This is a genomic window from Roseateles sp. Mitsp63 (genome assembly GCF_059491535.1).
The window spans coordinates 1242739-1260644 of record NZ_CP168509.1 but is presented as its reverse complement, the minus strand read 5'-3'; the positions used below and the strand labels follow the sequence as shown (position 1 = coordinate 1260644).

At 70.9% G+C, this 17906-nt stretch carries 19 protein-coding genes and 1 riboswitch; of the genes, 7 read left to right on the top strand and 12 right to left on the bottom strand.

All coding sequences use genetic code 11. The annotated features are described in order from the left end of the window. Positions 1-25: 25 nt before the first annotated feature. The 3 genes from glpK to ACEN96_RS05380 all read left to right on the top strand — a co-directional run bounded on the left by glpK (position 26) and on the right by ACEN96_RS05380 (position 2404). Complete coding sequence (glpK, locus tag ACEN96_RS05390; protein WP_495587026.1) at positions 26-1519, top strand: glycerol kinase GlpK; 1494 nt, start codon at positions 26-28, stop codon at positions 1517-1519. 124 nt (positions 1520-1643) lie between these two features. Beyond that, positions 1644-1901 (top strand): AbrB/MazE/SpoVT family DNA-binding domain-containing protein, encoded by a 258-nt coding sequence (locus tag ACEN96_RS05385; RefSeq protein ID WP_495587025.1) that lies wholly within the window; start codon positions 1644-1646, stop codon positions 1899-1901. Continuing rightward, a complete protein-coding gene (locus tag ACEN96_RS05380) occupies positions 1898-2404 on the top strand; it encodes a type II toxin-antitoxin system VapC family toxin (RefSeq protein WP_495587024.1) in 507 nt (168 codons plus the stop codon). Before ACEN96_RS05385 ends, ACEN96_RS05380 begins: the two co-directional genes overlap by 4 nt. Here the strand turns inward: ACEN96_RS05380 and ACEN96_RS05375 are convergent. The 3 genes from ACEN96_RS05375 to ACEN96_RS05365 form a co-directional block, all read right to left on the bottom strand. Then, on the bottom strand, positions 2326-2904 hold the full coding sequence (locus ACEN96_RS05375) for a TMEM165/GDT1 family protein (protein ID WP_495587023.1): 579 nt from the start codon (positions 2902-2904) through the stop codon (positions 2326-2328). The two genes, ACEN96_RS05380 and ACEN96_RS05375, sit on opposite strands and share 79 nt — an antisense overlap. A gap of 77 nt (positions 2905-2981) precedes the next feature. Continuing rightward, positions 2982-3115: riboswitch (yybP-ykoY riboswitch) on the bottom strand. Next, on the bottom strand, positions 3095-4507 hold the full coding sequence (locus ACEN96_RS05370; RefSeq protein ID WP_495587022.1) for a M16 family metallopeptidase: 1413 nt from the start codon (positions 4505-4507) through the stop codon (positions 3095-3097). (Overlaps the previous riboswitch by 21 nt.) Further along, a complete protein-coding gene (locus ACEN96_RS05365; protein ID WP_495587021.1) occupies positions 4504-5964 on the bottom strand; it encodes a M16 family metallopeptidase in 1461 nt (486 codons plus the stop codon). Before ACEN96_RS05365 ends, ACEN96_RS05370 begins: the two co-directional genes overlap by 4 nt. Positions 5965-6121: 157 nt before the next feature. Here ACEN96_RS05365 and ACEN96_RS05360 point away from each other — a divergent pair, with 157 nt between their 5' ends. Next, the gene (locus ACEN96_RS05360; protein WP_495587020.1) at positions 6122-6505 is read left to right on the top strand and encodes a VOC family protein; all 384 of its coding nucleotides are present in this window, start codon (positions 6122-6124) and stop codon (positions 6503-6505) included. A 26-nt stretch (positions 6506-6531) separates the two neighbouring features. On the opposite strand, the gene ACEN96_RS05355 is transcribed toward ACEN96_RS05360, so the two are convergent. Continuing rightward, on the bottom strand, positions 6532-7839 hold the full coding sequence (locus ACEN96_RS05355) for an NAD(P)/FAD-dependent oxidoreductase (protein ID WP_495587019.1): 1308 nt from the start codon (positions 7837-7839) through the stop codon (positions 6532-6534). A 62-nt stretch (positions 7840-7901) separates the two neighbouring features. Between ACEN96_RS05355 and ACEN96_RS05350 the strand changes: the two genes are divergently transcribed. Further along, on the top strand, positions 7902-8594 hold the full coding sequence (locus tag ACEN96_RS05350) for a helix-turn-helix transcriptional regulator (protein ID WP_495587018.1): 693 nt from the start codon (positions 7902-7904) through the stop codon (positions 8592-8594). 12 nt (positions 8595-8606) lie between these two features. Here the strand turns inward: ACEN96_RS05350 and ACEN96_RS05345 are convergent, their stop codons facing one another. Next, positions 8607-9701 carry an acyltransferase family protein gene (locus tag ACEN96_RS05345; protein WP_495587017.1) on the bottom strand — a complete coding sequence of 365 codons (1095 nt, stop codon included), beginning with the start codon at positions 9699-9701 and terminating at the stop codon, positions 8607-8609. Between the two features lie 139 nt (positions 9702-9840). Next, entirely contained in the window at positions 9841-10413 is a 573-nt protein-coding gene (locus tag ACEN96_RS05340) for an SRPBCC family protein (protein WP_495587016.1), read from the bottom strand. Positions 10414-10478: 65 nt separating this feature from the next. Here ACEN96_RS05340 and ACEN96_RS05335 point away from each other — a divergent pair, with 65 nt between their 5' ends. Continuing rightward, complete coding sequence (locus ACEN96_RS05335; protein WP_495587015.1) at positions 10479-11489, top strand: XdhC family protein; 1011 nt, start codon at positions 10479-10481, stop codon at positions 11487-11489. Between the two features lie 37 nt (positions 11490-11526). On the opposite strand, the gene ACEN96_RS05330 is transcribed toward ACEN96_RS05335, so the two are convergent. From ACEN96_RS05330 to ACEN96_RS05320, 3 genes are all read right to left on the bottom strand, one after another. After that, a complete protein-coding gene (locus tag ACEN96_RS05330) occupies positions 11527-11904 on the bottom strand; it encodes a type II toxin-antitoxin system VapC family toxin (RefSeq protein WP_495587014.1) in 378 nt (125 codons plus the stop codon). Then, a complete protein-coding gene (locus tag ACEN96_RS05325; RefSeq protein ID WP_495587013.1) occupies positions 11901-12110 on the bottom strand; it encodes a hypothetical protein in 210 nt (69 codons plus the stop codon). The genes ACEN96_RS05330 and ACEN96_RS05325 overlap by 4 nt, the downstream gene beginning before the upstream one ends. Before the next feature lie 207 nt (positions 12111-12317). Further along, positions 12318-12929: a DUF6515 family protein gene (locus ACEN96_RS05320; protein WP_495587012.1), complete on the bottom strand. Its 612-nt coding sequence runs from the start codon at positions 12927-12929 to the stop codon at positions 12318-12320. 298 nt (positions 12930-13227) lie between these two features. Here ACEN96_RS05320 and ACEN96_RS05315 point away from each other — a divergent pair, with 298 nt between their 5' ends. Further along, entirely contained in the window at positions 13228-13884 is a 657-nt protein-coding gene (locus ACEN96_RS05315; protein WP_495587011.1) for a glutathione S-transferase family protein, read from the top strand. 9 nt (positions 13885-13893) lie between these two features. On the opposite strand, the gene ACEN96_RS05310 is transcribed toward ACEN96_RS05315, so the two are convergent. From ACEN96_RS05310 to ACEN96_RS05300, 3 genes are read right to left on the bottom strand one after another with little or no spacing between them, the layout of a single operon-like run. Beyond that, positions 13894-14736: a hypothetical protein gene (locus ACEN96_RS05310; RefSeq protein ID WP_495587010.1), complete on the bottom strand. Its 843-nt coding sequence runs from the start codon at positions 14734-14736 to the stop codon at positions 13894-13896. After that, entirely contained in the window at positions 14733-17144 is a 2412-nt protein-coding gene (locus tag ACEN96_RS05305) for a penicillin acylase family protein (protein WP_495587009.1), read from the bottom strand. Before ACEN96_RS05305 ends, ACEN96_RS05310 begins: the two co-directional genes overlap by 4 nt. Continuing rightward, entirely contained in the window at positions 17141-17737 is a 597-nt protein-coding gene (locus ACEN96_RS05300) for a response regulator (RefSeq protein WP_495587008.1), read from the bottom strand. Before ACEN96_RS05300 ends, ACEN96_RS05305 begins: the two co-directional genes overlap by 4 nt. Positions 17738-17906: the final 169 nt, after the last annotated feature.

The following is a 17906-nucleotide window of genomic DNA, read 5'->3' as shown; positions in this document are numbered from 1 at the left end:
CTCACAAGACAAGAGCGAGACTGACATGACCTACCTGCTGGCCCTGGACCAGGGCACCTCGAGTTCGCGCGCGATCGTCTTCGACGCGCAGGGACGCATCGTCGCGATGGCGCAGCGCGAGTTCCGCCAGATCTATCCGCAGCCCGGCTGGGTCGAGCACGACGCCGACGAGATCTGGGACACGCAGCTGGCCGTCGCGCGCGAGGTGCTGGCCAAGGCGTCGCTGAAGGCCGCCGACCTGAAGGCGCTGGGCATCACCAACCAGCGCGAGACGACGCTGGTGTGGAACCGCAAGACCGGCCGCCCCATCCATCACGCGATCGTGTGGCAGGACCGGCGCGCGGAGCCGCAGTGCGCGGCGCTGCGCGAGCAGGGGCATGGCGCGGCCATCCAGGCCAAGACCGGGCTGGTGGTCGACGCGTATTTCTCGGGGACGAAGCTGCAGTGGATCCTCGATCACGTCGCCGGCGCGCGCGAGCAGGCCGAGCGCGGCGACCTGGCCTTCGGCACGATCGACAGCTGGCTGATCTGGAAGCTCACCAATGGCGAGGTCCACGTCACCGACGTCAGCAACGCGTCGCGGACGATGCTGTTCAACGTGCGCGAGAACCGCTGGGATGAAGCGCTGCTCGCGCTGCTGCGGATCCCGGCGTCGATGCTGCCGGCGGTGAAGCCTTCGGCGCACGACTTCGGCCGCGTGGCGCCGGAGCATCTCGGCGCCGGGCTGATGATCGGCGGCATCGGCGGCGACCAGCAGAGCGCGCTGTTCGGCCAGGCCTGCTTCGAGGCCGGCATGGCGAAGAACACCTATGGCACCGGCTGCTTCATGCTGATGCACACCGGCGGGCGCTTCCAGACCAGCGCCAATGGGCTGATCACGACGAGCGCGGCGCAGATCGACGCGACGCCGCGGTATGCGCTCGAGGGCAGCGTGTTCATCGGCGGCGCGGTGGTGCAGTGGCTGCGCGACGGGCTCAACGCGATCAAGGCGAGCGGCGAAGTGCAGGGGCTCGCGGAGAGCGTGCCGGACGCGGGCGGGGTGATGTTCGTGCCGGCGTTCACCGGGCTGGGCGCGCCGTACTGGGACGCGGAGGCGCGCGGCGCGATCGTGGGGTTGACGCGCGGATCGACGGTGGCGCACATCGCGCGCGCGGCGCTGGAGAGCATCGCGTTCCAGAGCGCGGCGCTGCTGCAGGCGATGAGCCGCGACGCGGTCGGCGCGGGCGGCGCGCCGGTCAGCGAGCTGCGCGTGGATGGCGGCGCCTGCGTGAACGACCTGCTGATGCAGTTCCAGGCGGACCTGCTCGGCATCCCGGTGGTGCGGCCGAAGGTGATCGAGACGACCGCGCTGGGCGCGGCCTATCTGGCGGGTCTCACGGCCGGCGTGTACGGCAACCTCGAGGACATCGGCCGCAACTGGCAGGCGGAACGGGTGTTCCGCCCGACCATGTCGCGCGAGCGCGCCCAGGAACTGATGGCGCAGTGGGAGCGCGCGGTGAGGCAGGCGTCGGCGCGCTGAGCGCTTCCCCATTCGGAGTGCCCCATCCAGAGGGGCGCGACTTCACCCCTCAATGACTGATTTGAGGAAGTGCGGCGCGACATCGGCATCCATAGAGTTGACGCCTTTCTCTCGGAGAGTCGCCATGGATCCCCATGATTTGGTAAAGACCGGCACCTATAGCGAAGGTCAACAGCTGACCGTGCCCGATGAAGTTCGCGAAGTCCTTCGATTGAAGCCAGGTGACCGCGTCGAGTTCTTGCAACTCTCACCGCAAGAGTTCCTCATCTACTCCGGCGAGCACCCGCTGAGCCTTTACGGAATCCTCGGAAAGCCTCGGCGCAAGGTATCTCTGAAGGACATGAACAGGGCCATTCGCTCACGTGGAGGGCATATCAGGTGATCGGCATCGACACCAACATCCTGGTCAGGTACTTCGCTGACGACGACGTCGCGCACTCGCCTGTCGCGATGCGCTTTTTGGAATCGCTCAGCCCATCGGAGCGAGGGTACGTCTCGGTCGCAGCCGTTCTCGAACTGGCATGGGTGCTCGGCCGCTGCTACAAGATCGGACGCGAGGGGCTCGTACGGACGCTTCAGCATCTACTCGCAGCCGATCACCTCGAAGTAGAGCGGTGTGTCGAGGTGGCCGATGCGGTCGAACGTTTCCGGCAAGGAAGCGCCGACTTGCCTGACTACCTGATCGAGCGTCGATGCAACAACGCTGGATGCTCCTGCACCATGACGTTTGATGCGAGGGCTGCCAAGTCGGCCGGCATGCAGCTCGTGCGGGCGCCGGATGAGGGTCCGTCCGCCTCCGGCCGGCGTCAAAGCCCCAACGACTCGCCGGCACCCAGCAGCGTCAGCGCCCCGAGGACCGCGAAGATCGCCGCCGCGATGCCGTGAACGACCCGCACCGGCAGCTTGTGCGCGAGCTTGTCGCCCACCAGCACCGCCGGCACGTTGGCCACCATCATCCCGAAGGTCGTGCCCGCAACCACCGCCCACAGGTCGTTGAAGCGCGCGGCCAGCGCCACCGTCGCGATCTGCGTCTTGTCACCCATCTCCGCCAGGAAGAACGCCACGATCGTCGTGCCCAGCACGCCCATGCGGAACTTCCCGCCGGTCTCCTCTTCCCCGATCTTGTCGGGGATCAGCGTCCACACCGCCATCGCGATGAAGCCCACGCCCAGCACCCAGCGCAGCGTGTGCGGCGACACCTGCGTCGTGATCCAGCTGCCGACCGCGCCCGCGCAGGCGTGATTGACCAGCGTCGCGATCAGGATGCCCAGGATGATCGGGCCCGGCTTGCGGAAACGCGCCGCCAGGATGAAGGCCAGCAATTGGGTCTTGTCGCCGATCTCGGCGAGGGCCACGAGGCCGGTGGAGATGAGGAAGGCTTCCATGAGTCACTCAGCGGCCGAGACGAACCAATGACCATGCCGCCGCCGGCCGCAACACCGGGGGCATGGTCAAAGGTCTCGCCAGGCTGGGAACCCGTGGGTTCCTGGCTACCTCGCGCCATGAGCCGGAGCTCAAGTCTGTTGACGCGGGTCTGCTGAATCGGCCCGTCGGGCGACGGGCGGAGCGCAGCGGCTACTCCCCAATGACAGCGCGCATTGTAGCCAGCGTCAGTCCGGGCCACGCGCGCTGGGCCGGCGCGGGCGCGCCAGCGTCGCCCAGCAGCAGCAGATGCGTGCGGTTGTCGCGCCAGCTGGCCGACATCAACAGCTGCAACACCGGCGCGCTGACCGCCTTCGTCCGCTGCGGCCATTGCAGGAAGTCGTCCAGCTCGCCCGCCGCGATCGCGGCGGCCAGGCCCTCGTCCGGCGCTTCGCCCAGTTGCGCCTGCCAGTCGCCAAGCGCCAGCGCCTGCGCCATCGCCAGGTCCTCCGGCGTCACCGCCTCGGCCGACAGCAGCGGCAGCTGTTCCTTCAACAACGCCAGTTGCTCCGGCACCGCCGCCACCGGCAGCGTGACGCTCATGCGCCAGCACAGGCCGCCGCCAAGCGATTCCATCTCGCTCTCCCACGGCCAGGGCAGCTTGGCCGCGAGGCGCTGATGCATCAGCGTGCGCGCCAGTTCGCGCAGCGCGGGCGGCGTGCCGCGCGGGACCGGCGTCTGCACGATCAGCCGGCAGCCCTGCCCTTGCGGCAGCGACACGAATTGCGCGGCGGCCGCCGCGGGCGTCGCGGTCGCGAGCGCCAGCGTCGGCGTCGGACCGGCCGGCGCCGCTTTCGGGACGCGCCAATCGCCCATGAAGTCCTCGGCCAGGCCTCTGGCCGCCTGCAGCGTCAGATCGCCGGCGAACACCAGCACCGCGCGCTCCGGCCTCCAGTGCTGGCGATGGAAGGCCAGCACGTCCTCGCGCCGCAGCCGCTTCAGGCTCGCCGAGGTCTGCACCGGCTGCGCCCGGCCCCAGAACTGACGCCGCGCCGCCCAGGGCGCCAGCAGCAGCGCATCGGCGCGCCGCAGCACCAGTGCATCGGCCGCGCGGCTGCGGATGTGCTCCAGCGCCTCGAAGGCCAGTTGTGGCCGCTGCGTCAGATCGGCCATCAGGTTGACCGCGTCGTCGCACTGGTCGGGCAAGGCTTCCAGCGCGATCTCCGCCGTCGACGGCGTCAGCTCCAGCCGCAATGGCAGACCCAGCAGATCGGCCGCATAGGCGATGTCGGCCGATTCCATTTCCTCGCCATCACGCTTCGCGCCCTGCGCGAGCATCGACAGCGCCACCTCCGCGAGGCCCTCCTTGCCGGCCGGGTCGCGGAGCCAGCCGCCCTCGCCGATCAAGCGGATCGCCGTGCGCGGCGCGCCGGGACGCGGCAGCACCACGATGCGCAGACCGTTCGGCAGCTTCGCCTGCTCGATGGCCAGCGGCGGCGGCAGGGGCGCCGGTGGCGCCTCGGGCGGCCGGTCGAATCCGTCCTGCGCGAGCGCCGGCCACACTGCCGCACCCGACACGAGCGCGGCCCCGGTCATCCAGCCGCGGCGGTTCAGATCGAGCGTCATGCGGCCACTCCCGCGGCGGCGCCGATGTCGGCCAGCAGCGTCAGCACCGGCGCCTGCACCACCTGCTTGCGCCAGAACTGCTGCAGCTCGGCGCCGCTCAGCTTCACCCACACGGCCATGTCGCGGGCCGGCGCGCCGGCATCGCCCCGCACCGCCCAGGCCGTGCCGAGCGCGCGCGCGAGCCGGTCGGCGGTCCATTCCACCGACAGCGTCTCGCGCCGCAGCATCGCCTTGGCCTTGTCGAGTTCCTCATCCGTGACCGGTTCGTCAGCCAGGCGCAGCACCTCCTGCTGCAGCGCCTGCGCCAGCGGCGCGGCGGTCTGCCCATGCGCGGCGAGCGCCTGCACCACCATCAGGCCTGCGTCGCGGTGCTGCTCCAGGCGCAGGCTGAGCTGGTGCGCGAGCGCCTTCTCGTCGACCAGCGTGTCGGTGAGGCGCCCGGAACGCCCCAGCCCCAGCAGCGCGCGCGCCATCTGCCACATCGGCGTGGTGGGATCGTCGGCGCGCGGCATCTGCCAGACCAGCGCCGCCGCAGGCAGCGGCGCCTGCGCGAGCGACAGCTTCAGCGTCTGGTTCTGCGGCCGGCGGGCCTCGCGGAACTCGCGTGCGTCCGCGGCGGAGGCCGACGGCAGCGACGCGCGCGGCGGATTGGCCGACGACGCGGCAGCGGGTGTGGATGCCGGTCCGGTGATGGACGGGCTCGAACCGGCCTCCGAAGCGGACGAAGCCGACGGGGCCGATGACGATGACGATGACGATGACGATGACGCCGGCACCGGCGGCGACGCGCCCGACGCCGCCCCCTGCGCCGGCATCGGCGGCCGGATCGAGCCGAAGTAGTGCATCACCCAGCGTGCCACCGTGGCCTCGTCGAACGCGCCGGTCACGACCAGCAGCGCGCGGTCGCAGCCGAAGCGGGCCGCGTGGAAGGCGCGCACGGTGTCGACATCGACATCCTTGAGCTGCTCCGGGTCGCCCAGCGCGCCGCGCTGGTACGGATGCGTCAGGTAGCCCTGCCGCCGCACGGCCAGGTCCAGCCGCGCATAGGGATTGAGCTGCGGCTCCTGCACCGCCTGGCGCAGCTGCAGCCGCGCGCTGGCGAGCGTGTCCGGATCGATGCGCGGATTGCTCATCCGCTCGGCCTCGGCCCAGAGCAGGCGCTCGAGTTGATAGGCCGGTACGACGGTCTGCAGCGCGGAGAAGTCCTCGTCGACTTCCAGCCGCGAGCGGCCGCCGGCCGCGGCGACCAGGCGCTGGAACTGACCCGGCTCCAGGTAGCGGCTCGCGCCGGCGATGAGCCGCAGCACCAGGTGCGAGAGCCCGCTGCGCCCGGTCGGGTCATCGCGTCCACCGCAGCGGTAGACGACGCGCACCGCGGCATGCGCGCCAGCGACGGGTCGCGCCAGCCAGAGCAGGCCGTTCGGAAGCCGTTGCGGCTCAAGGGTCGGGACAGGCATGGCGGCATCCTAGCTGCCAATCCGCTGTCAGCAGACGGTCCGCATCATCGGCGCGACAGCGCGAGCGGGCTCGCCACCTCCAGAAGCGGGGGCCGTGCCCCGCGCGCATGGGACAGGCCGTCCGGCCTTCATCGTCATGCCATTGGAGGAGTCCGTCATGAAATTCGCCTACACCATCGTCTACGTCGAGGACGTGGCCGCATCGCTCGACTTCTTCGAGCGCGCCTTCGGCCTCAAGCGCCGCTTCCTGCACGAGTCCGGCGCCTATGGCGAACTCGAGACCGGCGCCACCACGCTGTCCTTCGCGCGGCACGACATCGCGCGGGGAAACCTCGGCCACGACTACCGCCGCGCCGACGAGGGCGCGCCGCTGGGCATGGAGATCGGCCTGGCCACGCCGGACGTGCCCGCCGCCTACGCCCAGGCGCTGTCGGCCGGGGCGCAAGGCCTGACCCCGCCGACGACCAAGCCCTGGGGCCAGGTGGTGGCCTACGTGCGCTGCCCCGACGGCACGCTGGTGGAGATCTGCACGCCGATCTGACGCACGCCCCGCTGGGCGCCGCCGGCTCAGGCCTCGTCGTTCGCGCCCTGGCGCGGCTCGACCACGATCCGCGCGTGGCGCTGGAAGGTGAAGTACGCCCAGGCCCAGTCGGCGAAGACGCGGACCCGGTTGCGGAATCCGATCAGGAAATAGACGTGCACGAACAGCCAGAACAGCCAGGCGGAGAAGCCGCTGAACTGGAGCCGCCCCAGGTCGGCGACCGCCGCCTTGCGGCCGATCGTCGCGAGGTTGCCGTAGTCGCGGTAGCGGAACGGCGCCTCCGAGCGCCCCCGCATCCGCGCCAGGATCTGCCGCGCCGCGTGGCGGCCGGCCTGCTTGGCGCCCGGGCTGACGCCGGGCACCGGCTTGCGGCGGCCGTCCTTCTCGAGGCTGGTCGCCGCGGCCATGTCGCCGACGACGTAGATCTCGGGATGGCCGGGAGGGTTCATGTGCTCGTCGACGACCACCCGCCCGGCGCGGTCCAGCGGCACGTCCAGCGTGCGCGCCAGCGGCGACGCCGCCACGCCGGCCGCCCAGACCTTGGTCCGGGAGGCGAGGCGCTCCTTCGCGCCATCGGCGGTCTGCAGGTCCACGCCCTCCGCGTCGATGCCGACGACGCGGCAGCCGGTGCGCACCTGCACGCCGATCCGCTCCAGTTGCGCCTTGGCCAGCGCCGATTGCTCGGGCTTGAACGCCGAAAGCACCCGGTCCGAGCCCTCCACCAGCAGCACCTGCGCGCGGCTGGGGTCGATGCGGCGGAACTCGTCGCGCAGCGTGTGGCGGGCGATCTCGGCCAGCGTGCCGGCCATCTCGACGCCGGTGGGCCCGCCGCCGATGACGACGAAATTCAGCCACGGCACGCGGCTGTCCGGGTCGGGCAGCGTCTCGGCGCGTTCGAAGGCGCTCAGCAGGCGGGCGCGCAGCTGGAAGGCATCGGCCAGCGTCTTCAGGCCCGGCGCGTGGGCCTGCCAGTGGTCGTTGCCGAAATAGCTGTGCGTCGCGCCGGCGGCCAGGATCAGATGGTCGTAGCGCAGGCGCTGGCCATCGGCCAGGACCACGTCGCGCGCCGTCTTGTCGATGGCCTCGACCTCCGCCATCAGCACGGTGACGTTGCGCTGATGGCGCCGCATGTGGCGGATCGGCGAGGCGATCGACGGCGCCGACAGGCCCGCCGTCGCGACCTGGTACAGCAGCGGCTGGAACAGGTGATGGTTGCTGCGGTCGATCAGCGTGATGCGGACCGGGGCGCCGTCGAGGACTTTCGTCGCCTCCAGGCCGCCGAAGCCACAACCGACGATCACGACATGGGGAAGCGCGGCATGAGGGTCATCCATGCAGCACATCCTAGCGGGGATGACGACCCGTATAGGTCAGTTCCATCGCCGACAATCGCGCGATGCGCCGCGCCGACCGCCTGTTCCAGATCGTCCAGCTCATCAGAGGACGCCGCCTCACGACCGCCGAGTTCCTCTCGCAGCGGCTGGAGGTGTCGATCCGCACCGTCTATCGCGATGTCGCGGCCCTGCAGCAGCAGGGCGTGCCGATCGATGGCGAGGCCGGCGTGGGCTACCGCATGCGGGTCGGCTTCGAGCTGCCGCCGTTGATGTTCAGCGCCGAGGAAGCCCAGTCGCTGGTCGCCGCCGTGCGCCTGGCCCAGCCGCAACTGGACGCGGTGCTCGGCCAGCGCGCCGAGGAGGCGCTCGGGAAGATCCTCGCGGTGCTCCCGAGCACCGCGCGCGCGGCGGCGGAAAGCCTGACCGTCTACGCGCCGCAGCGCGGCCTGGACGGCGCCACGCGCGAACGCCTCACCCAATTGCGCCAGGCCACCGAATCCCGCACCAAGCTGCGGCTCGATTACCTGGACCTGAGCGATCAGACCAGCTCGCGCGTCGTGCGTCCGCTGGCCTGCTTCTTCTGGGGGCCGGTGTGGACGTTCTCGGCCTGGTGCGAGTTGCGCCAGGACTTCCGCAGCTTCCGCGTCGACCGGGTGCAGCAGCTCGAGGTGATGGAGGAGCGCTTCCGGGACGAGCCGGGCAAGACGCTGGCCGATCTGCAGCGGCGCGAGAACGCGCGCGAGAACTGGGCCTGAGCGGCCGCCCGCTCAGCGCACCGCGACGCGCGGCGGCAGGGCCGCGGCGCTCGGCCGCCAGCGCAGCAGCGGCGCCTCGACCCAGCGGTGGAACGGCACCGCCGCGGCGTTGCTCAGCGTCCAGGCGGCGAGCAGCGCCAGCGGCGCGAGCGCGTCCAGCATCGGCGCGGGGCTCTCGGCGCGGTGCTCGTAGAGCGCATTGACCAGCAGGCAGACCGGGAAGTGGACGAGGAACAGCGCGTAGGCGTGGCGCGCCAGCGTCTGCACCGGCGCCTGGCCGTGGCGCTGGAACCAGCCCGGCAGCGCGCCTTGACGCCACAGCACGATGACGGCGGCGGTCAGCGCGGCCACGACGAGGCGCTCGCGGAACTGCAGCGCCAGCGCCGCGACCATCAATCCGCCCAGCGCCAGCAGACCGGCGCGCCGCGCGGCCGGGGCCCAGCCCTGGCACCAGCACAGCAGCACGCCCAGCCCGTAGGCGCCGAAGAAATAGATCGCGTAGGCATCCAGGGCCGCCATGCGGTTGAACTTGAGCAGCGACGCGGCGCAGAGCGCGCCGACGACGGCCGGCGCCAGCCACCGGCGCGCCGCGCGTCCGAGCGGCAGGCAGCGCAGGCCCCACATCACGAGCACGAGCAGCGCGAACAGCTGGAAATCGATCGCCACGTACCAGGCGCCGACGGTCAGCGACTCGACGGGCACCAGGTCGTGCAGCAGCAGCGCGTGGGCCAGGATCTGGGTCAGATGGATATCCGCCGGCACCAGTTCCGGCAGCAGCGGCTCGACCAGCCACGAGGCCAGCAGCGTCAGTCCGACGGCGGCCATGAACGGCGGCACCAGCCGCCAGTAGCGCTGAGCCAGCAGCGCCGGCGCCGAGCGGCGGAGCTGCTGCTCCTGCGCCGAGAGCGCCCGCGCGCTGAGGTAGCCGCCCAGCACCAGGAAGACCTGCACCGCCATGCGGCCGTAGTCGTACAGCCAGCCGGTGAGCAGCGGGAACAGGCCATGCATCGCCTCCGCGATCGGTCCGTAGACCGAGAGGTGATGCAGCACGATCAGTTGCGCGGCGACGGCGCGCAGCGCGTCCAGCGGGAAGAGGCGAGAGGCCATCGGGGAATCGGCGAAAACGAAGCGGCCACCCCAGGGTGGCCGTTGACTGCGCCGGATTCTATAAGCAAATCAACGAGTTACATCAACGAACAGAATTCGTGACGATCACGTGATGGCGGCGTGACGCCCAGCTCACGGCTCAGCGCTTCGCGCGAGGGTTGCGCGGACGGGGTTTGGGCGGGGGAAACAGCGTGCCGTTGAATATCCCCGCGAACCAGCCGAGGTACCAGTCGAGGAGCCGCTGCGGCCAGGGTTTGGGCGGCGGCTTGACGGGTTTCGGACGGCCAGAGGGATGGCGTTGCTCGATGGCCGCGGCGAATCCGGCGAGCCGCTCCCGGAGCGCCATCAGCCCGGCGACCTTCGACGGCGTCTCGCGTTCGGCCTGGAGCACCAGCGCGACATGCAGCAGCGCCCGGTCTTCGCCCAGCGACTCGAGCCGGAGCTGCGCCTGCCCGCCGACGCCGCCGGTGCGCGGGCCGCGGCCGTCGAAGCTCAGACGCAGGCGGCTGGGGGCATCGAGATCGAGCAGCAGCACGCGGCCCTCGAAACCGGGGAAGGCCAGATCGAAGGATTTCGGGGCCTGGCCGGCGCGCAGGGAGCCGGCGCCTTCCGGCAGGCTGGCGGCGAGCAGGGTCAGGTCGTGCAACGCCTTCCAGGCCAGCGCCTGCGGCACGGGGAGGACGAGGTCGTCGTTGAGGGCGAGCGTGGGCATGCCGGCGATTGTGGGCCCGTGACCGGCGCTGGGCGCGAGTGGACGAATTTCGCTATGGTGCGCGGATGGACAACATGGACCTGCAGGTGCTGCGCCAGGTGCAGCAATGGCTGGACGCCGACCAGCGCGTGGTGCTGGGCACGATCACGCGGACCTGGGGCTCGGCGCCACGGCCGGTGGGATCGATCGTCGCGGTGCGCGCGGATGGATTGATCGCCGGATCGGTGTCGGGGGGATGCATCGAGGACGACCTGGTCGCGAAGATCCGCGAAGGCGCCTTGACGCTGAAGGCGCCGGAGCTGATCCGCTACGGCGTCGGCGCGGAAGCGGCACAGCGTTTCGGCCTGCCTTGCGGCGGCACGCTGGAACTGATGCTGGAGCCGGTGGGGCCGCATTCGGCGATCGGGCCGCTGCTGGAGCGGCTCTCGCGCGGCGAGCGGGTGCTGAGGACGCTGACGCTGGCGACCGGCGCGGTGACGCTCGAGGAGCCGCCAGCGGCGCATTCGCGCGACGGCGCGGACCGGCTGGTGCTGAGCGACACGCGGCTGGTGACGCATCACGGGCCGCAATGGCGGCTGCTGATCATCGGCGCGGGGCAGATGAGCCAGTATCTGGCGCAGATGGCGCTGGCGCTCGATTACCAGGTCCAGGTCTGCGATCCGCGCGACGACTACCCGTGGACGCTGATCGCGGCGCCGCTGACGCGGGACATGCCGGACGACGTGGTGCTGCGGCTGAGGCCCGATGGGCACACGGCGATCGTGGCGCTGACGCACGATCCCAAGCTCGACGATCTGGCGCTGATGGAAGCGCTGAAGGGGCCGGCGTTCTACGTCGGCGCGATCGGCTCGCGGCTGAACCAGGCCAGGCGCCGCGCGCGGCTGAAGGAGCACTTCGATCTGACGGACGCGCAGCTGGATCGGCTGCACGGACCGGTGGGTCTGCACATCGGCGCGCGCACGCCGCCGGAGATCGCGCTGGCCATCCTCGCCCACATGACCGCGGAGCGGTATGGGGTGACGCTCAGCAGCAGCGCGCAGCCCGCGGATCGGGGCGAGGCGGGATGCGCGGCGTGACGCGCATCGCACCGTTCGGGCGTGTTCGGCGTAGCCATCAGACCTGAAGAATCAACTCGCTGTACTGCGGCAACTGACCATCGGCCGTCACCAGGTGGGCCGTTTCGCTGATGGCTTGAGCGATGAGCATCCGGTCGAATGGATCCCGGTGATGCAGCGCCAGGATCATGGTGGTGGCAGCGTGCTCCGCGCTCACCGGCAGTTCCAGGAAGCCGCATTCGTCGATGGCGCCAATCAACCGGTCCGGATCAGCCTTGAGCCTGCCGAGTCGAGCCTTGATGGCGATCTCCCATATCGATGCGGCGGAGACGAACACCGCGTCCGCCGTCTCGATGAGCAGGCGGGTCGACGCCTTCAGACGATCAGACCCCTCGACCGCCCACAGGAAGATGTGCGTATCGAGGAGCAAGGTCATTGAACGCTTCCGAAGCTCGCGAGCACAGGCTCAGGCAGCGGCGCATCGAAGTCGGCGCCAATCCAGATCTGCCCCTTGAGGACACCGAAGCGGATGCGCCGCTTCGGCGGTGGCGCCTCACCGCCGGGCGGCGTGGGCGCCGCAGCAGGATGGCAAAGTGACGTGGGAAACGGAAAGCGCTCCGCGGGCGATGGGATCGAATTCATCGGGCAAGGCAGCAAGGGCGGGAGGGCAGGCCAGTCTAGGACGCCCCTGCGCCGCGTTGCTGCAAGGACCCGCGCGATTCCATCGACGTTTGTCCTGCGTCAGGAAACCGCGCGATCGGGCCGCGATACGTTGCGCGAAACCCCTCATGGGCCCGGAATTCGCATCTCGACGGTCATTCCATGGCATGCGAATCCCGAGCTGCTTTGTCACCTCATGCTGTACCCCCGCCCATCCATGCAAGCCTCCACCGCGCGGTTGAAGATGCCGGCGTCGTTCATCGCGGAGGGCTGGGTGGTCGCCCAGCGGTTGCACTCCTGGCGGTCCGCCTCGGTCTGCGCGGCCGACTGGCCGTTGCGCGGATAGATGATCGGATCCGGCCGCGGCGGCGCGACCGGCGCCGGCGTCGCCACCTCCGCGCCCGGCGGCGGTGCGACGACGACGTAGCCCGGCCCCGGCGACGCCACCGTGTAATACGCGCCGTTGGCGTAGTAGTACGGATAGCCGCCGATGCGCAGCGTCACGAAGGCGCTCGGCAGGATCGGCACCACGACGCCGATCGGCGGCGCGATGACCTGGAAGCTGGGCCCCCACGGCCGGTACCAGACGCCGCCGTGGTACCAGTAATGGCCGCCCACGAACACCGCCCCGCCCGGCAGCCCCCGCGCGACGTAGCCCGGCGCCGGGTAGTAGTGGTCATGGTGATAGCGGCTGTCGAAGCGCAGGCCGATGTCGACCCGCGTTCCGCCGTGATGCTGCGCGGACGCCACGCCCGCGGTGAGGGCCAGCGCCAGGGGAATCAGCCAACGGAGCTTGTTCATGATCGGTGCGCCGCGCGCGCGGCGTCCAGGTGGTCCAGATGAACGATTCAACGCTCCCCCGCCCGGCCACGTCTACGAAAGGGGGTTTCGCCGGGGTAAAGATCCATTGCTTCCCCAGCCTCCGCGCGTCGGAAAGCGACGCGGCGCCCTCGCGAAACGTGACCGCCGGACGCAACATCCGGATCGGCGATGATGCGCCCCGCCAAGCAGGAGCCGCTCCCCGCGCCCCGCGCCGGCACGACCTCCCAACGCCACTTTCACGCGATCACCACGCGCGTCCGCCGCGCCCACCGCCGCCATGATCGAGCTCTTCTACTACCCCAGCAACGCCAGCTTCGCGCCCCACGTCGTCCTGCACGAGCTGGGCGTGCCGTTCCAGCTCCGCCTCGTCGACCGCGACAAGGGCGAGCACAAGTCCCCCGAGTTCCTGAAGATCAACCCCAACGGCCTGCTGCCCGCGCTGCGTGACACGCGTCAGGGCGAACTCGTCCTGTTCGAGACCGCCGCGATCCTGCTGCACCTGGCCGACACGCATCCCGACGCGGGGCTGATGCCCGCGCTCGGCAGCGCCGAACGCGCGCAGGCCTACAAGTGGCTGATGTGGCTCACCAACACGCTGCAGCCCACCATCATCAGCTACTACTACCCCGACCGCTTCGTCGCCCCCGGCAACACCGCCGGCAGCGCCGAGGTCAAGCAGCAGGCCCAGGTCCGCGCCGCCGCGCAGCTGGACCTGCTGGCCGCGGAGTTCGAACGCCAGGGCGGCCCCTTCCTGCTCGGCGAGCGCTTCTCGGTGCTGGATCCGTTCGCCTTCATGCTGTGCCGCTGGACGCGCAACTTCAGCGATCCGGCGCGCAGCCGGCCCGCGCTCGCCGCGTTCCTGGAACGCATGGCCCAGCGCCCCGCACTGCTGCGTGCCATCGAGACCGAGCAGCTCCCCAAGCCCTGGTTCTGAGCCGGGCCCTCAGCGCGGCGGCAGCGCGCGCAGGTAGTCGTAGAGCCGCTGCGCGATCTCGGCGCGCTCGGCGGGCGCCATCGCCTCGGCCAGCGCCGGCATCGTCGTGCCGGGCCTGACCGCCGAGGGCTCGAGCAGCCAGCGCTTCCACGCCGCCGCGTCGTAACCCTTGGCGGCGACATCGAGATCCAGCGGCATCTTGTCGCCGCCGTAGCCGCGGATGCGATGGCAGCTCAGGCAGTGGACGCGGGCCAGGTCGGCCGCGCCGGCATAGCGCGCGCCCAGGTCGCCGGGCAGCAGCGCGCGCGTCGACGACGGCCCCACGCTGACCGACGCCACCTGATACGGCCACAGCGCGCCGCCTTCGGCCTGCAGCGCCTTCGAGGCGCGGTTGTCCCACACCAGATAGAACGGGCCCAGCGGCACCTGCTGCTCGCCCTGCAGGTGGTTGTCCACCCGGAAGGGCTGGCCGTCGGCGCGCGCATGGACCAGCCATGCGCGGTGCTGCGCGAAGCGCTCGACCGGAATGCGCGACACGAAGCCGTCGAGCGCGCGGAACTCTAGTTCCTGCCCCGGCGCGTTCCAGCCCTTGCCGAGCACCGCCGCCAGCGCGGCGTCCGCCGGCACGCCGACATAGCGCACCTCGGGCATGCGGCCCTCGCGCATCAGATGCGGCTCCAGCACGGTGACCGTGACCTCCGCGCCCTTCCCCGCCTGGGCGCCCAGTTGCCGCGCGAGCTCGGCGGGCCGCGGCAACTCGACGGCGGCGGCCATCGTCGCGACGCCGGCCGCGGCGAGCGCGAAGGTCCATGCGAAAGCCCGCGCCGGGCGGAGAAGTCGTTCTGCGCTCATGGTTTCAGTATCAGCATCCCGCGCGAGTGGGCTTGCACGTCGGACTCGTCCAGCCACTCTCGGCGGTACAGGCCCTTGGCGAGCAGCGCCGCCTGGTCGCCGTAGTGGGCGTCCGGCCAGACGCCGCTCTGTCCGACCGGATTGACGCCGAGCGCCTCCTGCGGCCGCCCGAAATCGATCAGCCGCCGAGTCGATGGTCCGTAGACCACCGGCCAGGGGCCGCTGCCATTGCGCTGCGCGAAGTTGTTGGGCACCTCGTGGCCGCCGGGCACCGCGAACGGACCGACGTTGAAGATCCTGTCCAGCGGCTTCTGCTTGCCCAGCGGATGCTCATGCGTCAGCGTGTGCGCGGCGTCCCAGCGCCAGGCCGCGCTGTCCGGCCCGAGCGTGGCCTGCAGATGCGCGATCGCCGCCTTCCAGGCGCGGCGCACGATGTCCGTCTGCGTCTCGCGCTGCGGCGTCGAGCGGTCGTCCCACCACGGCGAATCGGCATCGGCGGTCAGCCGCGGCAGCGCGTGGTCCAGCGCCCGCGTGCGCCGCAGGTTCTCGAACTGCGCGTCGCCGAGTTCGTCCTTCATCGCCGCGCGCAGCAACTCCGCGGTGAATTGCTGGAACAGCACCGGCGCGACGCCATCGGCCTTGTAGGCGCCGTTCCAGCGCACCAGCGCCTCGACCAGCGGTTGCTCCTCCAGCGAGGCCGAGCCGCGCAGCAACGGGATCAGCGGCCGCAGCACGCGCGGCCCGTAGTCGGTCTGCACATCCAGCTGCAGCGCCTGGCTGTTGTGGATGTCCCAGCGCTTGCCCTGGTTCAGCAGGTCATCGAGGCGCCGGCCGCGCTCCGCCAGGTTGTAGTAGCCCGCCACCGGCGTGTCCGAGGCCGGCTGGAAGTTGGCCGAGACGATGTAGCCCCGCGCCGGGTTCTCCTCGTGCGGATTGGCCGAGAACGGCAGGAAGCCGAGCTTGTCGGCCTCGTCCGTCGCGCCGTCAAGCACGAAGGCCGGATTCACGCCCTCGGGCCGGACCGGCAGCTTCGCCGCGGCCCACCACGCGATGTCGCCGCCGGCATTGGCCCACACGATGTTCAGGCCCGGCGCGTGGATGAGGCTCGACGCCTCGCGCGCGCGCTCCAGCGTGTCCGCGCGGCCCAGCCGGTAGAAGCCGTCCATCACCGGGTTCTCGGTCTCGAGGAAGGCCCACCACATCGCGACCGGGCGCTCGCCGCGATCGCCCGGGATCGCGTCGTTGATGATCGGCCCATGCGGCGAGCGCCGCAGCGTCAGCACCTGGTCCGGCTGACCCTTGACCTTGAGCGTCTCCTGGCGCGACGTCATCGGCACCCACTGGCCCTTGAACCAGACCTGGTTCGGATTGGCCGGATTGATCTTCTCGGCGACCAGGTCGACGTCGTCGTTCTGGAACATCGTCAGGCTCCAGCCGAAGCGCCGGTTGTGCCCGAGCAGCGCCATCGGATTGAGCGCGAGGTGGTGGCCGTAGAGCTCGAACTGCGGCGTGCGCAGATGCGCTTCCCACCACACCGCCGGCGCCGAGTACGAGATGTGCGGATCGCCCGCCAGCAGCGGCTTGCCGCTGACCGTGCGGCTGCCCGCGACCACCCAGGCGTTGCTGCCCTCGAACTGCGGCAGGCCCGCGAGCGTGGCCGCGCGGTCGCCGGCCGCCGCGAGCCGCGCGAGCATCGGCGCGACCTCGCCGGGGCGTTCCCGCGAGGTGTTCAGCGCCTGCGGTTCGAGCGCCCCCTTCGGATGCCAGTCCAGATCGAAGATGCGCAGGTACTCCGGACCCAGCTGGTCGCGGATCGCGGTCAATGCCGGCTCGGTGCGGAAGGCCGCCGCGAAGCTGTAGGCCAGGTAGCCGGCGATGCTGTAGGTGTCGGCGGCGGTGAAGGGGCGCTTCGGGATGCCCAGGATCTCGAACTCCAGCGGCGCCGGCCGCGTCGCCTGGTACTGGTTGACGCCGTCGAGGTAGGCATAGAGCGCGCGCACCGCGCCGGGCTGCGCGGTGATCGCGGCCGAGGCCTGGGCCAGTTCATCGGCCCGGTGCCGGATGCCCAGCGTGCGGAACAGGCGGTCGGTCTCGACCAGCTTGGGGCCCAGCACCTCGGCCAGCTCGCCGCGCGCGAGCCGGCGCAGCATCTCCATCTGGAACAGCCGGTCCTGCGCATGCAGGTAGCCCAGCGCGCGGTAGAGGTCGTCCTCGTTGCGCGCGTCGATGTGGGGCACGCCCCATTCGTCGTAGCGGACCGTGACCGGCGCGCTCAGGCCGGAGAGCTGCAGCTCGCCATCGCGGCGCGGCAGCTTCTGGTGGACGTGCCACGCGGCGGCCGCGGCGCCGATCGCCACGAGCACGGCCAGCGTGACCGCGCCGCGCTTGAGCCAGCCGCCCAGGCTCATGAGCGGACCGGCTGCCTCAACTGGGCCAGCGCCTCGACGCGCTTGATCAGCTCCCGGTCGTTCCAGGGCTTGTGGAACATGCCGTACAGCCCCTGGATCTGGTGCAGCCGCGCGTGCAGTTCCTCGTGGCCGCTGATGGCGATGATGGGCAGGTCCTCGGTCTCCATCGCGCCCTGCACCGCCTTGATCAGCTCGAAGCCGTCCATGTTGGGCATCTCGAGGTCGGTGATCAGCACGCCGAAGCGGGTCTGGCCCAGCAGCTCCATCGCCTCGACGCCGTCGCGCGCGGCGACCACTTCATGGCCGGCCTCGCTGAACAGCTTCAGCAGCTTGGCGCGCACCACGGCCGAGTCGTCGACCACCAGCAGCGGCAGGCGCGGGCCCGGCGCGGGAGCGGCCGCGCTGGGGGAAACGGGCGGCGCGGTGCGGGCGGCGGGACCGGGAGGCAGCGGCCGGGGCGCCGGCGGCGGCGCGCCGACGTCGCGGTAGTCGCCGCGGCGCACGGTGATGATGATGATCACGATGGCCAGCGGGACGACGATCAGCAGCGGCAGCAGGAATGGCTGCAGGGTCTCAGGCAAATCAAACGGCATGCGGCTCTCTCCGACTCCTCCGAACCGGGCACGGTACACCGGCCAAGGGGCGCACTGTAGAGGAAAAGCCCTCTGACTTGATGGCCGGTGGATGACGCCCGACGAGCCGCCCATCGCGTCGGCGCCGCACCACAGCGGCCCGCCGCGCCGTCCCTGCATCAGGGGGCAT

Excerpts from the sequence above, each read along its gene's own strand:
- ACEN96_RS05350 (WP_495587018.1), top strand. The coding sequence starts at position 7,902 with ATGCGCCGCGCCGACCGCCTGTTCCAGATCGTCCAGCTCATCAGAGGA.
- ACEN96_RS05345 (WP_495587017.1), bottom strand. The coding sequence starts at position 9,701 with ATGGCCTCTCGCCTCTTCCCGCTGGACGCGCTGCGCGCCGTCGCCGCG.
- ACEN96_RS05355 (WP_495587019.1), bottom strand. The coding sequence starts at position 7,839 with ATGGATGACCCTCATGCCGCGCTTCCCCATGTCGTGATCGTCGGTTGT.
- ACEN96_RS05365 (WP_495587021.1), bottom strand. The coding sequence starts at position 5,964 with ATGCCTGTCCCGACCCTTGAGCCGCAACGGCTTCCGAACGGCCTGCTC.
- ACEN96_RS05320 (WP_495587012.1), bottom strand. The coding sequence starts at position 12,929 with ATGAACAAGCTCCGTTGGCTGATTCCCCTGGCGCTGGCCCTCACCGCG.
- ACEN96_RS05340 (WP_495587016.1), bottom strand. The coding sequence starts at position 10,413 with ATGCCCACGCTCGCCCTCAACGACGACCTCGTCCTCCCCGTGCCGCAG.
- ACEN96_RS05325 (WP_495587013.1), bottom strand. The coding sequence starts at position 12,110 with ATGAATTCGATCCCATCGCCCGCGGAGCGCTTTCCGTTTCCCACGTCA.
- ACEN96_RS05385 (WP_495587025.1), top strand. The coding sequence starts at position 1,644 with ATGGATCCCCATGATTTGGTAAAGACCGGCACCTATAGCGAAGGTCAA.
- ACEN96_RS05360 (WP_495587020.1), top strand. The coding sequence starts at position 6,122 with ATGAAATTCGCCTACACCATCGTCTACGTCGAGGACGTGGCCGCATCG.
- ACEN96_RS05310 (WP_495587010.1), bottom strand. The coding sequence starts at position 14,736 with ATGAGCGCAGAACGACTTCTCCGCCCGGCGCGGGCTTTCGCATGGACC.
- ACEN96_RS05375 (WP_495587023.1), bottom strand. The coding sequence starts at position 2,904 with ATGGAAGCCTTCCTCATCTCCACCGGCCTCGTGGCCCTCGCCGAGATC.
- ACEN96_RS05315 (WP_495587011.1), top strand. The coding sequence starts at position 13,228 with ATGATCGAGCTCTTCTACTACCCCAGCAACGCCAGCTTCGCGCCCCAC.
- ACEN96_RS05330 (WP_495587014.1), bottom strand. The coding sequence starts at position 11,904 with ATGACCTTGCTCCTCGATACGCACATCTTCCTGTGGGCGGTCGAGGGG.
- ACEN96_RS05370 (WP_495587022.1), bottom strand. The coding sequence starts at position 4,507 with ATGACGCTCGATCTGAACCGCCGCGGCTGGATGACCGGGGCCGCGCTC.
- ACEN96_RS05300 (WP_495587008.1), bottom strand. The coding sequence starts at position 17,737 with ATGCCGTTTGATTTGCCTGAGACCCTGCAGCCATTCCTGCTGCCGCTG.
- ACEN96_RS05335 (WP_495587015.1), top strand. The coding sequence starts at position 10,479 with ATGGACAACATGGACCTGCAGGTGCTGCGCCAGGTGCAGCAATGGCTG.
- ACEN96_RS05305 (WP_495587009.1), bottom strand. The coding sequence starts at position 17,144 with ATGAGCCTGGGCGGCTGGCTCAAGCGCGGCGCGGTCACGCTGGCCGTG.
- glpK (WP_495587026.1), top strand. The coding sequence starts at position 26 with ATGACCTACCTGCTGGCCCTGGACCAGGGCACCTCGAGTTCGCGCGCG.